Source organism: Sphingomonas sp. GlSt437, assembly GCF_048015635.2.
In the GTDB taxonomy this organism is placed as follows: Bacteria; Pseudomonadota; Alphaproteobacteria; order Sphingomonadales; family Sphingomonadaceae; genus Sphingomonas.
The window spans coordinates 487,511-501,395 of sequence record NZ_JBPGYA010000001.1 but is presented as its reverse complement, the minus strand read 5'-3'; the positions used below and the strand labels follow the sequence as shown (position 1 = coordinate 501,395).

At 63.2% G+C, this 13,885-nt stretch carries 13 protein-coding genes and 1 pseudogene; 4 read left to right on the top strand and 10 right to left on the bottom strand.

Annotated elements, in window-relative coordinates:
* Position 1: 1 nt before the first annotated feature.
* On the top strand, positions 2-1,231 hold the full coding sequence (locus tag ACLB0R_RS02675; RefSeq protein ID WP_416641807.1) for a threonine synthase: 1,230 nt from the start codon (positions 2-4) through the stop codon (positions 1,229-1,231).
* Between the two features lie 65 nt (positions 1,232-1,296).
* Positions 1,297-1,932 (top strand): hypothetical protein, encoded by a 636-nt coding sequence (locus tag ACLB0R_RS02670; protein ID WP_416641806.1) that lies wholly within the window; start codon positions 1,297-1,299, stop codon positions 1,930-1,932.
* Positions 1,933-1,938: 6 nt separating this feature from the next.
* On the opposite strand, the gene ACLB0R_RS02665 is transcribed toward ACLB0R_RS02670, so the two are convergent.
* Both ACLB0R_RS02665 and ACLB0R_RS02660 read right to left on the bottom strand, forming a co-directional pair.
* Positions 1,939-2,409: a vgr related protein gene (locus ACLB0R_RS02665; protein WP_416641805.1), complete on the bottom strand. Its 471-nt coding sequence runs from the start codon at positions 2,407-2,409 to the stop codon at positions 1,939-1,941.
* Positions 2,410-2,411: 2 nt separating this feature from the next.
* On the bottom strand, positions 2,412-2,849 hold the full coding sequence (locus ACLB0R_RS02660) for a copper chaperone PCu(A)C (RefSeq protein WP_416641804.1): 438 nt from the start codon (positions 2,847-2,849) through the stop codon (positions 2,412-2,414).
* A 159-nt stretch (positions 2,850-3,008) separates the two neighbouring features.
* Here ACLB0R_RS02660 and dnaK point away from each other — a divergent pair, with 159 nt between their 5' ends.
* Positions 3,009-4,913: a molecular chaperone DnaK gene (gene dnaK, locus ACLB0R_RS02655; protein ID WP_416641803.1), complete on the top strand. Its 1,905-nt coding sequence runs from the start codon at positions 3,009-3,011 to the stop codon at positions 4,911-4,913.
* Between the two features lie 124 nt (positions 4,914-5,037).
* Positions 5,038-6,165, top strand: a complete 1,128-nt coding sequence (dnaJ, locus tag ACLB0R_RS02650; protein WP_416641802.1) for a molecular chaperone DnaJ — start codon at positions 5,038-5,040, stop codon at positions 6,163-6,165.
* Between the two features lie 366 nt (positions 6,166-6,531).
* On the opposite strand, the gene ACLB0R_RS02645 is transcribed toward dnaJ, so the two are convergent.
* The 8 genes and pseudogenes from ACLB0R_RS02645 to ACLB0R_RS02610 form a co-directional block, all read right to left on the bottom strand.
* Positions 6,532-8,055 carry a methyl-accepting chemotaxis protein gene (locus ACLB0R_RS02645; RefSeq protein WP_416641801.1) on the bottom strand — a complete coding sequence of 508 codons (1,524 nt, stop codon included), beginning with the start codon at positions 8,053-8,055 and terminating at the stop codon, positions 6,532-6,534.
* 161 nt (positions 8,056-8,216) lie between these two features.
* Complete coding sequence (gene purB, locus ACLB0R_RS02640; protein WP_416641800.1) at positions 8,217-9,533, bottom strand: adenylosuccinate lyase; 1,317 nt, start codon at positions 9,531-9,533, stop codon at positions 8,217-8,219.
* Between the two features lie 545 nt (positions 9,534-10,078).
* On the bottom strand, positions 10,079-10,210 hold the full coding sequence (locus tag ACLB0R_RS02635) for a hypothetical protein (protein ID WP_416641799.1): 132 nt from the start codon (positions 10,208-10,210) through the stop codon (positions 10,079-10,081).
* A gap of 87 nt (positions 10,211-10,297) precedes the next feature.
* Positions 10,298-10,462, bottom strand: a pseudogene (locus ACLB0R_RS02630) (JAB domain-containing protein); the annotation flags it as partial.
* Between the two features lie 105 nt (positions 10,463-10,567).
* A complete protein-coding gene (locus ACLB0R_RS02625; RefSeq protein WP_004620414.1) occupies positions 10,568-10,798 on the bottom strand; it encodes a helix-turn-helix domain-containing protein in 231 nt (76 codons plus the stop codon).
* Positions 10,799-11,507: 709 nt separating this feature from the next.
* Positions 11,508-11,798, bottom strand: a complete 291-nt coding sequence (locus ACLB0R_RS02620) for a PilZ domain-containing protein (protein WP_168073778.1) — start codon at positions 11,796-11,798, stop codon at positions 11,508-11,510.
* Positions 11,799-12,056: 258 nt separating this feature from the next.
* Complete coding sequence (locus ACLB0R_RS02615; RefSeq protein ID WP_434953688.1) at positions 12,057-12,488, bottom strand: hypothetical protein; 432 nt, start codon at positions 12,486-12,488, stop codon at positions 12,057-12,059.
* Between the two features lie 81 nt (positions 12,489-12,569).
* On the bottom strand, positions 12,570-13,874 hold the full coding sequence (locus tag ACLB0R_RS02610; RefSeq protein WP_416641798.1) for an ABC transporter ATP-binding protein: 1,305 nt from the start codon (positions 13,872-13,874) through the stop codon (positions 12,570-12,572).
* Between the last annotated feature and the right edge of the window lie 11 nt (positions 13,875-13,885).

The following is a 13,885-nucleotide window of genomic DNA, read 5'->3' as shown; positions in this document are numbered from 1 at the left end:
GATGGCCATCAATCCCAACCTCTCCACCGACCGCCCCACGTTCGTCACACATCTCGAATGCTCGATGACCGGCGAGCGCTATGAGGCGGATCGGCTCCATCAGCTCTCCCGCGTCGGGCGGCCGTTGCTGGTGCGCTATGATCTCGACGCTGTCCGCGCCGCCGTGCCGCGCGCGCTGGTTGAGGCGCGGCCCACCGATCTCTGGCGCTGGCGCGAGCTGCTGCCGGTGCGGCACACGCGCGACATCGTCAGCCTGGGCGAGATCGAGACGCCACTGATCCCCATACCCGCCGCCGGCGGCGCCAATGTGTGGGTGAAGGACGAGGGGCGCTTGCCGACCGGATCGTTCAAGGCGCGCGGGCTGGTGATGGCGGTCAGCATGGCGAAGGAGCTGGGCGTCACGCGCATCGCGATGCCGACCAACGGTAACGCCGGCGCCGCGCTCGCCGCTTATGCGACGCGCTGCGGCATCGAGACGATCGTGCTCTGCCCCGACGACACGCCTGAGATCAACGTCCGTGAAATCGCGCTGCAGGGCGCGCGCGTCTATCGCGTCAACGGCTTGATCGACGATTGCGGCGCGTTCGTGGGCAAGGGCGCGGCGGAGGGACTGTGGTTCGATTTCTCGACGCTGAAAGAGCCCTATCGCATCGAGGGCAAGAAGACGATGGGGCTGGAGCTGGCGGCGCAGTTCCACTGGAAGCTGCCTGAAGCGATTTTCTACCCCACCGGCGGCGGCACCGGGCTGATCGGCATGTGGAAGGCGTTTGGCGAGCTCGAAAAGCTCGGCTGGATCGGGCCGGAGCGGCCCAAGATGTTCGCGGTGCAATCCTCAGGCTGCGCGCCGATCGTCAAGGCGTTCAAGGCGGGCGAGGAGCATGCCGAGCGCTGGGAGAATGCGCACACCATCGCCAGCGGCATCCGCGTGCCGCGCGCGGTCGGCGATTTCCTCATCCTGCGCGCGGTGCGCGAGTCGGGCGGCATCGCGATGGCGGTGGACGACGCGCTGATCGAGGAAGCGGTGCGCTTCTGCGCGAATGAGGAGGGCCTGCTGCTCTGCCCCGAAGGCGGCGCGACGCTCGCGGCTTACCGGACGGCCTTGCGCGACGGGTTGGTGAAGGCGAGCGACCGCGTCGTGCTGTTCAACTGTGCGACGGGGTTGAAATACCCGATGCCCGATCAGAGCCGGACGCTGGATCGGCATGGCGAGATTGACTTGTCGGCGCTCTAGGCTGCTGAATTCCGGCGCGATCGTTATGCTGTCCAAGGCATATTGATGGAGGGGGGGAGTAACGGATGTGGCGCACGGTCATTCTCGCATCGCTGGCGCTGCTGACAATCGCCGCCGACGCACCTGCGGGCGAAGCGCCGACGGCAAATCTGGTCGACCCGCATTCGCTGGAGCGCGTCATCAGATTTGGGTCATTGCCGCCGAGCGTGGGCGGCAAAGCTCGTGGGGCTGTTGTGTGGCGAGCGGATATCACCTTGCCGCGCGGCACCCATCTGGACCGTGCGCAGGTGATTTACAGCAAGACGCCGGTCCTGCGGTTACGCAACGGTCGCTGTTTCAAGATCGCCATCGAATATAACGATTGGAATTATCATCCTAAGGGCGTGAAGGCCGAGGCGATGTCGTGCCCGGATTGGCCCAGCGAGACGATTGCGCATGATCCGCCGACGAAGCGGCGTGGGTTGAAGTTCGTCACCCAGGCTTGGGACATCGACGCGTATCTGGACCAGCATGCGCACGACATCGCGTTGTTTCACACCCATCAAAAGACAACCGAGCCGCTTGTTCGCGCCACCATGCGCTTGCTGGCCTTGGGGGTGATGGCATGTCCCGATTGCGGCAGCACCGACATCGTGATGATGGGAATGATTGACCACCGGCTGACCGTCATTGGCCTTGAGGTCAATGTCGATCATTCGTGATGCCGCTTACGCTCGCGCAAAGGGCGCGGTTTCGATTGTTTTGGCTAACTCGTCGATCGTTACCCCGTGAGGGAGATCAAGACCCCGTTGCCACATCCACGCATGCCGCACAATCTCCGCCTGCTGCTCGATGCCGTAGCGGCTGAACGGCTTCCCCGGCACCAGCGTGTAGCCATAGCGGCAAAAGGGGTGGCGGGCGATTGGCAGGAAGATGCCGGACTGGTGCTGCCAGACATGCGTCATCTCGTGAAGGAACAGGCCCTGGTCGCTGATTGAGCCTGCCGCATAATCCTCGCGCCAGGTTTGGCCCTTGGGGTGGCAATGGATGTGGCCGCGCGGGGCCATCACCGTCTCGCGCGGCTGGAAGAACGCCCATTTGCCCAGCACGATCCGCACCCGGCTGTAATCGATTGCCTCGCCGAACATCTCGCGAGCGAGGGCGACCTCGCCCGGCGTCAGCGCGCGGCGATGCGGCATCGTCAGGGCGCCGGATCGCCCGCCGCGATCACCGGCGCGGTTACCGAGAGGCGCGTATTGTCGGCAAAGGTCAGCAGCAGCTGGACGTTGCTGCCGGGGAGCACGCTTGGATTGACGTTGAACAGCATCGCGTGCCGGCCGCCCGGCTTGAAGGCCACCTCCGTCGCGGCGGGCACCGCGACCGACTTGATCGGCGCCATATGCGCCATATTGCCGGCGCCGGTCATGCTCTCGTGCAGCTCGGTGCGGATCGCGATGGGCGAGGTGATGCTCAGCAGCACGGTATCCGCCGGGCCGCCATGGATCGTCACATAAGCGACCGCCGGCCGCCCCGCCACGGCGGGCAGGCGGACATAGGCATGGTCGGCATGGACACGGCTTGGCTGTTGGCAGCCGGCAAGCGTGGCGGCCACAGCAACGAGCGGAAATAGGTTGCGCATCAAAACCCCTCCCATCCTGGGATTCACTGCCTCACCCTCTAGAAAGCGGATAATCTTGCGGCAAGCAAAAGCCCCCCTATATCGCCCCCATCCAATATCGGCCGTGCCTCTTGAGCAGGGCGGCCGCAACTGCAACTTGATGGGGGCCGAAAGAGGACCATGGCTAAAGTTATCGGTATCGATCTGGGCACGACGAACAGCTGCGTCGCGGTGATGGAGGGCGGCAAGCCCAAGGTGATCGAAAATGCGGAAGGCGCGCGCACCACGCCGTCGATCGTCGCGTTCGCCAAGGGTGGCGAGCGGCTGATCGGCCAGCCCGCCAAGCGCCAGGCGGTGACCAATCCCGACAATACGGTTTACGCGGTGAAGCGCCTGATCGGCCGCCGCTTCGACGATCCGGTTACCAAGCGCGATACCGAGCTGGTGCCGTACAAGATCGTCAAGGGCCCCAATGGCGACGCCTGGGTGAATGCCGGCGGCGAGGATTACAGCCCGTCGCAGATTTCCGCCTTCATCCTGCAAAAGATGAAGGAAACCGCCGAGACCTATCTGGGCGAGACCGTCACGCAGGCCGTGATCACCGTGCCGGCGTACTTCAACGATGCCCAGCGCCAGGCGACCAAGGACGCCGGCAAGATTGCGGGCCTCGATGTGCTGCGCATCATCAACGAGCCGACCGCAGCGGCGCTCGCTTATGGGCTTGAGAAGCAGGACGGCAAGACGATCGCGGTCTATGACCTGGGCGGCGGCACGTTCGACATCTCGATCCTCGAAATCGGCGATGGCGTGTTCGAAGTGAAGGCGACCAATGGCGACACTTTCCTGGGCGGCGAGGATTTCGACTCCAAGCTCGTCCAGTTCCTCGCCGACGATTTCAAGAAGGCGGAAGGCATCGACCTTACCAAGGACAAGCTCGCGCTGCAGCGGCTGAAGGAAGCTGCCGAGAAGGCGAAGATCGAGCTGTCGAGCGCGGCGACGACCGAAGTCAATCTGCCCTTCATCACCGCTGATGCGAATGGGCCGAAGCACCTGGTCAAGAACATCACTCGCGCCGAGCTGGAGCGGCTGGTCGATGACCTCATTCAGCGCACGCTCGAGCCGTGCCGCAAGGCGATGGCGGATGCGGGCGTGAAGGCGGCGGCGATCGACGAGGTCGTGCTCGTCGGCGGCATGACGCGCATGCCCAAGGTTCGCCAGACGGTGAAGGAATTCTTCGGCAAGGAACCGCATTCGGGCGTCAACCCCGATGAGGTGGTGGCGATGGGCGCGGCCATTCAAGCGGGCGTGCTGCAGGGCGACGTCAAGGACGTGCTGCTGCTCGACGTGACGCCGTTGTCGCTTGGCATCGAGACGCTGGGTGGCGTGTTCACCCGCATGATCGATCGCAACACGACGATCCCGACCAAGAAGAGCCAGGTCTATTCGACGGCGGAAGACAATCAGCAGGCAGTCACGATCCGCGTCTTCCAGGGCGAGCGCGAAATGGCGGCGGACAACAAGCTGCTCGGCCAGTTCGATCTGGTCGGCATTCCACCGGCGCCGCGCGGCGTGCCGCAGATCGAGGTGACGTTCGACATCGACGCGAACGGCATCGTCAACGTCTCGGCGCGCGACAAGGGTACCGGCAAGGAGCAGCAGATCCGCATCCAGGCGAGCGGTGGCTTGAGCGACAAGGACATCGAGCAGATGGTCCGCGACGCCGAGCAGTTCGCCGAGGACGACAAGAAGCGGCGCGAAGCGGCGGAAGCGCGCAACAATGCTGACAGCTTGGTCCATAACACCGAAAAGCAGCTCGCCGAGCATGGCGACAAGGTGGACGGCGCGCTGAAGACCGAGATCGAAGGCGCGATCGCCGAGACCAAGACCGCGATCGAGGGTGGCGACACCGATGCGATCAAGGACAAGGCGCAGGCGCAGGCGCTGGCGCAAGCTGCGATGAAGCTGGGCCAGGCGATCTACGAGAAGCAGGCGCAGACCGACGCCTCACCCACGGCGGAGCACGCCGCGGGCAATGAGGACGTGGTCGACGCCGAATTCTCCGAGGTGGACGACAACAAGGCGTAACAGACTCTTCTCCCTCTCCCCTTCAGGGGAGAGGGTCGGGGAGAGGGGAAGTTAGAGAGGCACGGCCACTAGCCACCGCCCCTCTCCCAACCCTCTCCCCTGAAGGGGAGAGGGCTTTTCTCCGATGACCACCCAGATCGACTATTACGAACTCCTCGAATGCGAGCGTGGGGCGGACGACGCCACGATCAAGGCGTCGTATCGCCGGCTCGCGATGAAGTACCACCCGGACAAGAATGCCGGGTGCAAGGAGCATGAGGCCAAGTTCAAGGCGATCAACGAAGCCTATGACGTTCTGAAGGACCCGCAGAAGCGCGCCGCCTATGATCGCTTCGGCCATGCCGCGTTCCAGAATGGCGGCCCGGGCGGCGGCGGTTTTGCCGGCGGCGAGGATTTCGGCGCGTTCAGCGATATCTTCGAGAATATCTTCGGCGAATTCATGGGCGGCGGCCGGGGCGGGCGCGGCCAGACGCGGCGCGGCGCCGATCTGCGCTACGATATGGAAATTACGCTCGAAGAAGCGTTCCACGGTAAATCGACCGAGATCACCGTCGATGTCTCGGCAGCGTGCGAGGCGTGCGATGGCTCGGGCGCGCGCTCGGGTACCGGCGCGCGGACCTGCTCGACTTGTGCGGGCCATGGCAAGGTGCGCGCGCAGCAGGGCTTTTTCGTTGTCGAGCGGACCTGCCCGGCGTGCCATGGCGCCGGCCAGGTGATCGCCGATCCGTGCCCAAATTGCCGGGGCGAGGGCCGCGTCGACAAGACCAAGACGCTCAGTGTCAACGTGCCGCCCGGCGTCGATGAAGGCACGCGCATCCGCTTGTCGGGTGAAGGCGAGGCGGGGCTGCGCGGCAGCCCCGCGGGCGACCTCTACATCTTCCTCCACGTCAAGCGCCACGCGATTTTCGAGCGCGAGGGCACGACCTTGTTCGCGCGCGCGCCGGTGAGCTTCACGACGGCAGCGCTGGGCGGCTCGATCGATATTCCCGGACCCGATGGCGAAGTGCACGAAATCCGCATTGGGCCCGGGACGCAATCGGGCCGCGAAGTCCGCCAGCGCGGCGCCGGCATGCCGGTGCTGCAGGGGCGCGGGCGCGGCGATCTGGTGGTGCGGATCGAAGTCGAGACGCCGACCAAGCTCTCAGCCCGCCAGCGCGAATTGCTCGAGGAATTTCGCGCGATCGAAACGGGCGAGGAATGCCCGCAATCGAGCGGGTTCTTCGATAAATTGAAGCGCGCGGTGGGCGGCTGAGCCAGGCGTTATCGGCGAGTTAGCTACATCGTCATCCCAGCGAAAGCTGGGATCGGTCGCTAACCGGGCGCTGCAAGCGATCCCAGCTTTCGCTGGGATGACGCTATAATTGGTGGAAAATTCACGCCCTGTCCGCCCCTTTTGCAAGGGGCGGTGGGCTGACGGGTCAGAGGCTCAACACCCCTGCCATCAGCGCGAGCGAGCCGACGAGCAGCAGGCCGCTGCCGACGCTGTCCAAATAGCGCATGATGGGTCTCCTGTGATCCGGCTCGATATGGCCGGCACGGACGCATATGGGGATAATTTCAACGCAGCGCAATTTTGTTACGTGCTATCGCAATTGCGTTTCGCGCAACCAAGCCAGCCTTAAGCCGCCAAATCCTCGACGAACTGATCGGTCGCCTTGCGCAGGCTGGTCGCGGCGCCGAGCAGGGTCGATGCCGCACTGAGCACGCCGTCCGACAGCGTTTCGGCGCGGGCGGCAACTTGGGCAATCCGCTCGACATCGCTCGCCATCGCGCCGACGTCATGCGCGGTTTCGCGCGCGGCGCGATCGATGACATCGACCGAGCGGCGTTGCGACGAGACTTCGTCCTTGATCGACTGGGCGGCTTGCGCGACTTCGTCGACGATCCGCGCGATGCCCGACAGCGTCGCGTTCACTTCGACCGCGCCATGGCTCACCGTGCCGGCAAGGGTGCGGATTTCATTGGTCGCATCGGCCGCCTGGCGGGCGAGCTGCTTTACTTCGCCCGCGACCACCGCGAAGCCGCGTCCTGCCTCACCCGATCGAGCGGCTTCGATCGTGGCGTTCAGCGCGAGCAGATTGGTGCTGCCGGCGATTTCCTGCACGCGATCGGCAAAGTCGGAAATGCTGGTGGTGCGGTCAGCGAGCGTGCGCACCGCTTCATGCCCGTCGCGCGACACGCATGACGCGGTGCCCGAAAGCTGCGCCTGCTGCTCGACCGCGGCGAGGATGGCGCTGATCGACACGCCGATCGACTGCATCTGGTCGGCCAGCTCGGCGACATTGCCGGCGGTGCGGCCGGCGGCGTGCGCGGTCTGCGCGGTCTGGCGGCTTGCTTCGAGCGCGAGGGTATTGAGCGTGCGCGCCAGATCTTCGAGCTGGCTGGCGGCGCTGGCGACGGAGAGCACCACGCCGCTGATCGTGCCCTGGAAGGACTGCGCCAGCCGCTGCAGCTCCTGGCGATGGCGGATTTTGGCTTCGCTTTCGGCACGCTCGCGGGCGGCGCGTTCGCGGGCCGCGTGCGCCTCGGCCTCGCGCGCTTCCTCCATCGCGCGCTCGACATCGCGGCGGCGGTCATCGGCTTCGGCGGCGAGCGCTTCGCTGCGGCGTCGCGCATCGTATTGCGCGGTCAGGAGTGCGCGCAAGCGGGTGGTGAGATAAGCGAGCACGCTGAATTCCATCACCACCGCGACGGCGTGGATCACGACGCGCAGCACGCCGCCGCCATCAGGGAATTCGACACTGGGTGCGACGATCGCAAAGGCGATGTGGTGCAGCGCGATCAACACCGCGGCGAGCGCGATCGGTCGCCAGTCGCACAGCACCGCCAGCGCGGAGAGTGCGACGAAGAAATACATGTGCGTGTCCATCTGGAACGGATGGCCGCTCCACAGCCACACCGCGAGCGCGGGATGCACCGCCGCCAGCGTGCCGATCGCCAGTCGGGCCGTCGCATCGACGCGGCGCGCGCGCCACATGATCGTCGGCACGATATTGGCGATGGCCGCCAGCAGCACGGCGGGGATCGTGTCGGGGGATTTGAGCAGCAGGCCCAGAATGCCCATCCACGCCGCGCACGCCCAGGCAACGATGATCAGCAAACGATAAGCGCGCTGGCGCAGCTGGTAGAGCTCGTCGATCATCGCGACGACACCCGTGGCGCCAACATGACGGCCGCCATGATCGGCGGCGGTGATGACATCCGGGCGCGCGAGACAGACATTACGCCGCCGGCCTAAACACTCATGGTTATCGCCGCGTTAACGATCCTGCGTCTTATGCGTAAGGCTGCAACGCCAAGGGCTTAGCTTTCGCCGAACACCCGCGCGAAAATCGTGTCGACATGGCGCAAGTGGTAATCGAGATCGAACCGCGCTTCGATTTCGGCGGGGCTCAGCGCGGCGGTCACTTGCGCGTCAGCCTTGAGCAGATCGAGCAGCGATAGCTGGCCGTCCGATTCCCACACTTTCATCGCATTGCGCTGGACGAGGACATAGGCATCCTCGCGGCTCACGCCGGCCTGGGTCAGCGCCAGCAGCACCCGCTGCGAGTGAACAAGCCCGCCCATCTTGTTCAGATTCTTCATCATCCGCTCGGGGTAGACGACGAGCTTGTCGATCACGCCCGTCAGCCGGGCGAGCGCGAAATCGAGCGTGATCGTCGCATCGGGGCCGATATAGCGCTCGACCGACGAATGGCTGATGTCGCGCTCGTGCCACAGCGCGACATTCTCCAGCGCCGGCGTCACATAGCCGCGGACCATGCGGGCGAGGCCGGTGAGGTTTTCGGTCAGCACCGGGTTGCGCTTGTGCGGCATCGCCGACGAGCCCTTCTGGCCGGGCGAGAAATATTCCTCCGCCTCCAGCACTTCGGTGCGCTGCAAATGGCGGACTTCGGTCGCGAGCCGCTCGATCGAGCTGGCGATGACGCCCAAAGTGGCAAAGAACATCGCGTGCCGATCGCGCGGGATGACTTGGGTGGAGACGGGCTCGACGGTGAGCCCCAGCTTGGCCGCGACATGCGCCTCGACGCGCGGATCGATATTGGCAAAGGTGCCGACCGCGCCCGAAATCGCGCAAGTCGCGATGTCCGCGCGCGCCGCGACCAGCCGCTTCCGGCAGCGGGCGAACTCGGCATAAGCCTCGGCCATTTTCAGGCCGAAGGTCACGGGCTCGGCATGGATGCCGTGGCTGCGGCCGATTGTGGGCGTGAGCTTGTGCTCGAAAGCGCGGCGCTTGATCGCGGCGAGCAGCGCGTCGAGGTCGTCGAGCAGGATGTCGCTGGCGCGGGCGAGCTGCACTGCCAGGCACGTGTCGAGCACGTCGCTCGACGTCATCCCCTGGTGCATGAAGCGTGCTTCATCGCCCACTTGCTCGGCGACCCAGGTGAGGAAGGCGATCACGTCGTGCTTGGTCACTGCCTCGATCGCGTCGATGGCGGCAACGTCGATCGCCGGATTGGTCGCCCACCAGTCCCACAGCGCCTTGGCGGCGGATTGCGGCACGACGCCCAGCTCGGCGAGCGCCTCGGTCGCATGCGCCTCAATCTCGAACCAGATGCGAAACCGCGCCTCGGGTGTCCAGAGCGCGGCCATTGCGGGGCGGGAATAACGGGGGACCATGGCGGGGCTTTCGTGGGGGAATGAGAGCAATCGTGGTGCCCGTAGCAGGGGTAAGGGAGGCGTTCAAATGGGGGCACCGGCGGGGGCGTGTATTGGTCGCCTAAGGCGATCGAGGCGGGTGCGGGCAGCCATTGCGCGGGGGCAGGCTGGTGCGGTGGGATAGGCGAATGTTCCCGAATGTTCGCACTGACCATGGGTGGTGGCGCCAAGCGGCCGAACGGCGCGCCCGGCCGTCCCGAGTCGCCCGCGACCCGCCTCCCCGAAGTTGACAAAGTTGACACTACGTCCCCCCTTTGTTGCCCACCCCGGCAGTCGCTGCTGTGGCGAAGGGCGATGGGAAGGGGCAGGAGGCGCGCCATCGGCAGAGGGTGACATCGGTTGGCGGTGTAGGACAGGAGTGGATTGGGGGCCGTTTCGTTGCTTGTCTGCCCATGCCTATGACAATGCGCGGAGTCGCGATCCGGTCGCTTAGTCGGCGTGGCCGGCTTACGCCGCAGTTACGGCCATTCTCCCATTCGTCGCCCCGTGCTTGACACGGGGCTAGGCTATTCTGCTTCCGGTGCCGAAGCGAACCATCGCTCCCACAGGTCTTCCCAATCGGGGTTGTCTGCCTCGATCAGCGCGAACTTCCACGCGCGCCGCCATTTCTTGACGAGCTTTTCCCGGGCGATCGCCACGGCAGCGGCGGAAGAAAAGTCAAGCCCCGTGTCAAGCACGGGGCGACGGTGAAAGCGGACGTCCGCTCTCCACCCCATCCCAGCCGTTTAAATCAACCCCATCTCGCGCAAACTCGCATGCCCCTTGGCACCGATGATGACGTGGTCGTGCACCGCGATATCGAGCCGCTTGGCGGCGTCGACGACGCGGCGGGTGAGGTCGATGTCGGCGCGGCTCGGCTGCGGGTCGCCCGAGGGGTGGTTGTGGATCAACCGCGCCGTATGCGGTAACCTATTGAATTAATGATAGTTTCTGGTAATTCCCGAGGGGGTGGGGGTATGAGTTTGGGGTCGGTAGATCGTGAAGTTGCGTGACATTCACTTTCGTTCAGCCTCTGTCTCAATGAGTTTATGCGAAGCACGGCAGATCACGAGATTCTTTTTGTCCCAATCCTCGAGTCCAGGCACGGGGTAAAGCACCGACTTGCCGATTTTGATGTATGGCGGACCGACGCGCTGTGCTCGCCAATTGCGAAGGGTGCCGACAGAGATCTGACCGCGGTATCGCTCGGAGACCTCTTCGGTGGTCAGAAATTTCTCTTCGGCCATCTGCACCTCCGTCGTAAATCCAAGACTATGACCCGGGATTTGGTCACCGGTCGCGCATCGAGCGGAAGCCTGCGCATGTCTCCGTCACATTGTGGAGGTGCTCGTCCCGGCTCGTCACGATGGCGCACGAGCAAGATGAGAGTTGATGCGGCTTGTGGGAAGTCGTTGTTGATTGCGATGGGGCCGCAGGATAGGCGAGGTTAGAAATCGGATGGCCATCGTACGAGACATGCCACCCGGACCTCTTGGCCCATCCCGCCTTCACGCCAATCGGTCGGCGCCGATCCGTGATATTGCGCGTCTTGGGGGCGGCCTCGTCAGCCTACCCGGCCGCATTCGAGAAGAGATTGCCTACCGGCGCAGCTTATTTAGACTTATTCGGATCATTATGAGGATAACCAGAGCGAAGGTAGCCAACGTCGCAAATATCGTGGCCTTTCCCGTAATTACCTCGTACCCACATACAATCGAGACGATGACGGACAATGTAGCCAAGGTAATGTAACTTGGAATCGGGCGCTTTATGGCGGCAATAACGACGACGATCATGGTGAAAAGATTTGCAACAAGCGTTATTTGCGTAGCACTCACTGTCGAATCCCTATCGCGATCGCTTTCATCTTGTTGCGCTGGCTTGCTGAGAATGCGCAGGCGCTGAGGGATGAGGCGCTCTTACCTGCTCGCCCGTATCAGACCACTTTAGGCATGCTCATTCTCTTGAAACTCCGGCGAGATTCCCGCGGCGCCAGATTATGCGGCATGACATCGTTATGCCGGCACTCGGTACGTCCAGCTCAAACTTGTCCGGGATGTGGATCGAGGGCTCGACTTCGAGACGGGCGCCGGACTCCGAAACATTTCGCACCATGCAATTGATGACCGAGGATTGCTGATTGAAAATTATTCGGCCTGCGAGGAGTGTGCGCCGGCGCGGAGAGTTGCGGCGATCGTTTGCGGGGACATCCCGCCGACCGCTGGAATTGTTTATCGGATTGCTCATATATCGAGCAGCCTCAAACGTTCAGAGAGCCTATGAACTGTCGAGTGCCACCGTTCATAGGGTTGCATTGATTTCAATTCCTTCCCGCGATTTAGCTAGCCCTCCCGAGGGCACCGAGTCGTATACCGAGGTATATTGTGTGGCTGTATGCGAACCGCCTGCGCGAGAAGAGCGGTCGAGATTGCCGTGCGTGCCAATACCAGGCCTGGAAACCATGATGACCTCGCACAAGATGGCAGCTTTCCGCCTTGCGGCGCCTCATCGAAATGCAAGCTTGAATCCCCAGGCGCGAATGCGATGCGAGGCGCGGAGTGTTGCCTTGGTAAAGCGTGCGTCGACCAAGCGGCGACGGTACAGCCACAGCGTTGCATGACAGAGACGGTCCGCACTCGCCAGCACGACGCCTGCCAGCCAAAGCTGTAATCGGACGGGGCGACGGCCTGCTCGGGCGCGCCGGCCCGTGTTGCCGGAACGTCTTGGTGGCTCGCGGTCGTAGAAATCTGATCCAAGGGAGGACCGCGCCAGTCGCTGGGCGGAATCGAAACCGTCGCGCGCGCACCGTTGTGGAACTGTATTCGGGGTGTTGACCTGAGCTGTACAGAGCGTGCGTAACTGTGGCTCAAAGAACGAAAATAGCGCTTGCCTAGTGCCGGTCGCTAAGTTGCGCGCAATACGGATATAGCTGGTCATAACATGCTCCCAAAGTGCGGGATGCGTCGCCAAATTCAAGGCGCGACTCTGTGTTGCTTTCGGTGTCTGGTCGGTTTTCGTCTAAGTTGGGTCATCGAGACTGAACAGATCGGTGGTTTCGTGGTAGGCAAAGACCTCCGCGTATCGCGCCCATTGCGTCACTGCCTTAAGTGTTCGGCTGGCGTAGCTTTCGGACATGAAGTCTTCGAGCTCGTCGTGAAAACGCCGGGCTTGGGATTTGTGACTTGGGCGATCGTCGAGGACGCGCCGGATGTGTGCGGCCAGGGGCACATAACTGAGAAGCTGCTGCGCAAAGATCTTCTTGCGTTCATCGACATCGGCCAGTGCATAGCGTTTGCCCGCCGGAAGAAGTTTGATGTCCCCACCTACCAATTCGGCGAAGCGGAGCAACTGCAGAACCTCTGCTATCGGAAATAGATCGTCGGTCTCATAGAGGAGACCGCTCGCAAGTTCGGGCAGATCGGCTCGGCCGTTATTGGGTTCTGCATTTATGGCCTCGATCAGACCGGCCAACGCATTCGTCGAAACAACAGGAAGAGCCATCCCTATGCCGGATCCCGGAAAGAGGCCGTCTCGGGGTTGACTGTCGTCGTTCTTTTGCGTCATGCGGACGTAGATCTGTTCGACCAGCGCACGGAAGGTCGGGTCCTGTCGGTTGCGTGGCTGCGGAATCTCCACCTTGATTTCGCCGATGACGCGCCCGGGATTTGAGGAAAAGAGCAAGATGCGGTCACACATCAGCACCGCCTCTTCGATATTGTGGGTGACGATCAGGATCGATTTGATTGGCATGCGCCCTTCGGACCAAAGGTCGAGAAGATCCGTGCGCAGCGTTTCCGCGGTTAGCACGTCAAGGGCAGAGAATGGTTCGTCCATGAGCAGGATGTCCGGATCGACAACCAATGCTCGCGCCAAGCCGACGCGTTGGCGCATGCCGCCCGACAGCTCTTTCGGATAAGCGCTTTCGAAACCGTCCAAGCCGATGAGGTCGATCGCCGCCAACGCGCGCTTGCGTCGGTCAGTCGGGGGCACGTTCTTCGCCTCGAGGCCGACTTCAACGTTCTGTAAGACCGTGAGCCATGGAAAAAGCGCGAAGGTTTGAAATACCATCGAAACGGTGGCGCGCTGTCCGTCTTCGATTTTGGGAAACTCAATGACGCCCTGTGTCGGCGTCACGAGGCCGGCAATGGACCGGAGCAGCGTCGATTTGCCGGAGCCGGATCGGCCGAGCAGCCCGACGATTTCATTCTCTTTGAGGGTGAGATCAACGTCGTCGAGGACCAGCAAATCGGGTCCCCCGGACTTTCCGTAGACCTGGCGGACTTTCTGCACTTCGACTAAATTGCGGCTCTCAATGACAACCATGAACTGATCCT

Excerpts from the sequence above, each read along its gene's own strand:
- ACLB0R_RS02675 (WP_416641807.1), top strand. The coding sequence starts at position 2 with ATGGCCATCAATCCCAACCTCTCCACCGACCGCCCCACGTTCGTCACA.
- ACLB0R_RS02670 (WP_416641806.1), top strand. The coding sequence starts at position 1,297 with ATGTGGCGCACGGTCATTCTCGCATCGCTGGCGCTGCTGACAATCGCC.
- ACLB0R_RS02665 (WP_416641805.1), bottom strand. The coding sequence starts at position 2,409 with ATGCCGCATCGCCGCGCGCTGACGCCGGGCGAGGTCGCCCTCGCTCGC.
- ACLB0R_RS02660 (WP_416641804.1), bottom strand. The coding sequence starts at position 2,849 with ATGCGCAACCTATTTCCGCTCGTTGCTGTGGCCGCCACGCTTGCCGGC.
- dnaK (WP_416641803.1), top strand. The coding sequence starts at position 3,009 with ATGGCTAAAGTTATCGGTATCGATCTGGGCACGACGAACAGCTGCGTC.
- dnaJ (WP_416641802.1), top strand. The coding sequence starts at position 5,038 with ATGACCACCCAGATCGACTATTACGAACTCCTCGAATGCGAGCGTGGG.
- ACLB0R_RS02645 (WP_416641801.1), bottom strand. The coding sequence starts at position 8,055 with ATGATCGACGAGCTCTACCAGCTGCGCCAGCGCGCTTATCGTTTGCTG.
- purB (WP_416641800.1), bottom strand. The coding sequence starts at position 9,533 with ATGGTCCCCCGTTATTCCCGCCCCGCAATGGCCGCGCTCTGGACACCC.
- ACLB0R_RS02625 (WP_004620414.1), bottom strand. The coding sequence starts at position 10,798 with ATGGCCGAAGAGAAATTTCTGACCACCGAAGAGGTCTCCGAGCGATAC.
- ACLB0R_RS02620 (WP_168073778.1), bottom strand. The coding sequence starts at position 11,798 with ATGAGCAATCCGATAAACAATTCCAGCGGTCGGCGGGATGTCCCCGCA.
- ACLB0R_RS02615 (WP_434953688.1), bottom strand. The coding sequence starts at position 12,488 with ATGACCAGCTATATCCGTATTGCGCGCAACTTAGCGACCGGCACTAGG.
- ACLB0R_RS02610 (WP_416641798.1), bottom strand. The coding sequence starts at position 13,874 with ATGGTTGTCATTGAGAGCCGCAATTTAGTCGAAGTGCAGAAAGTCCGC.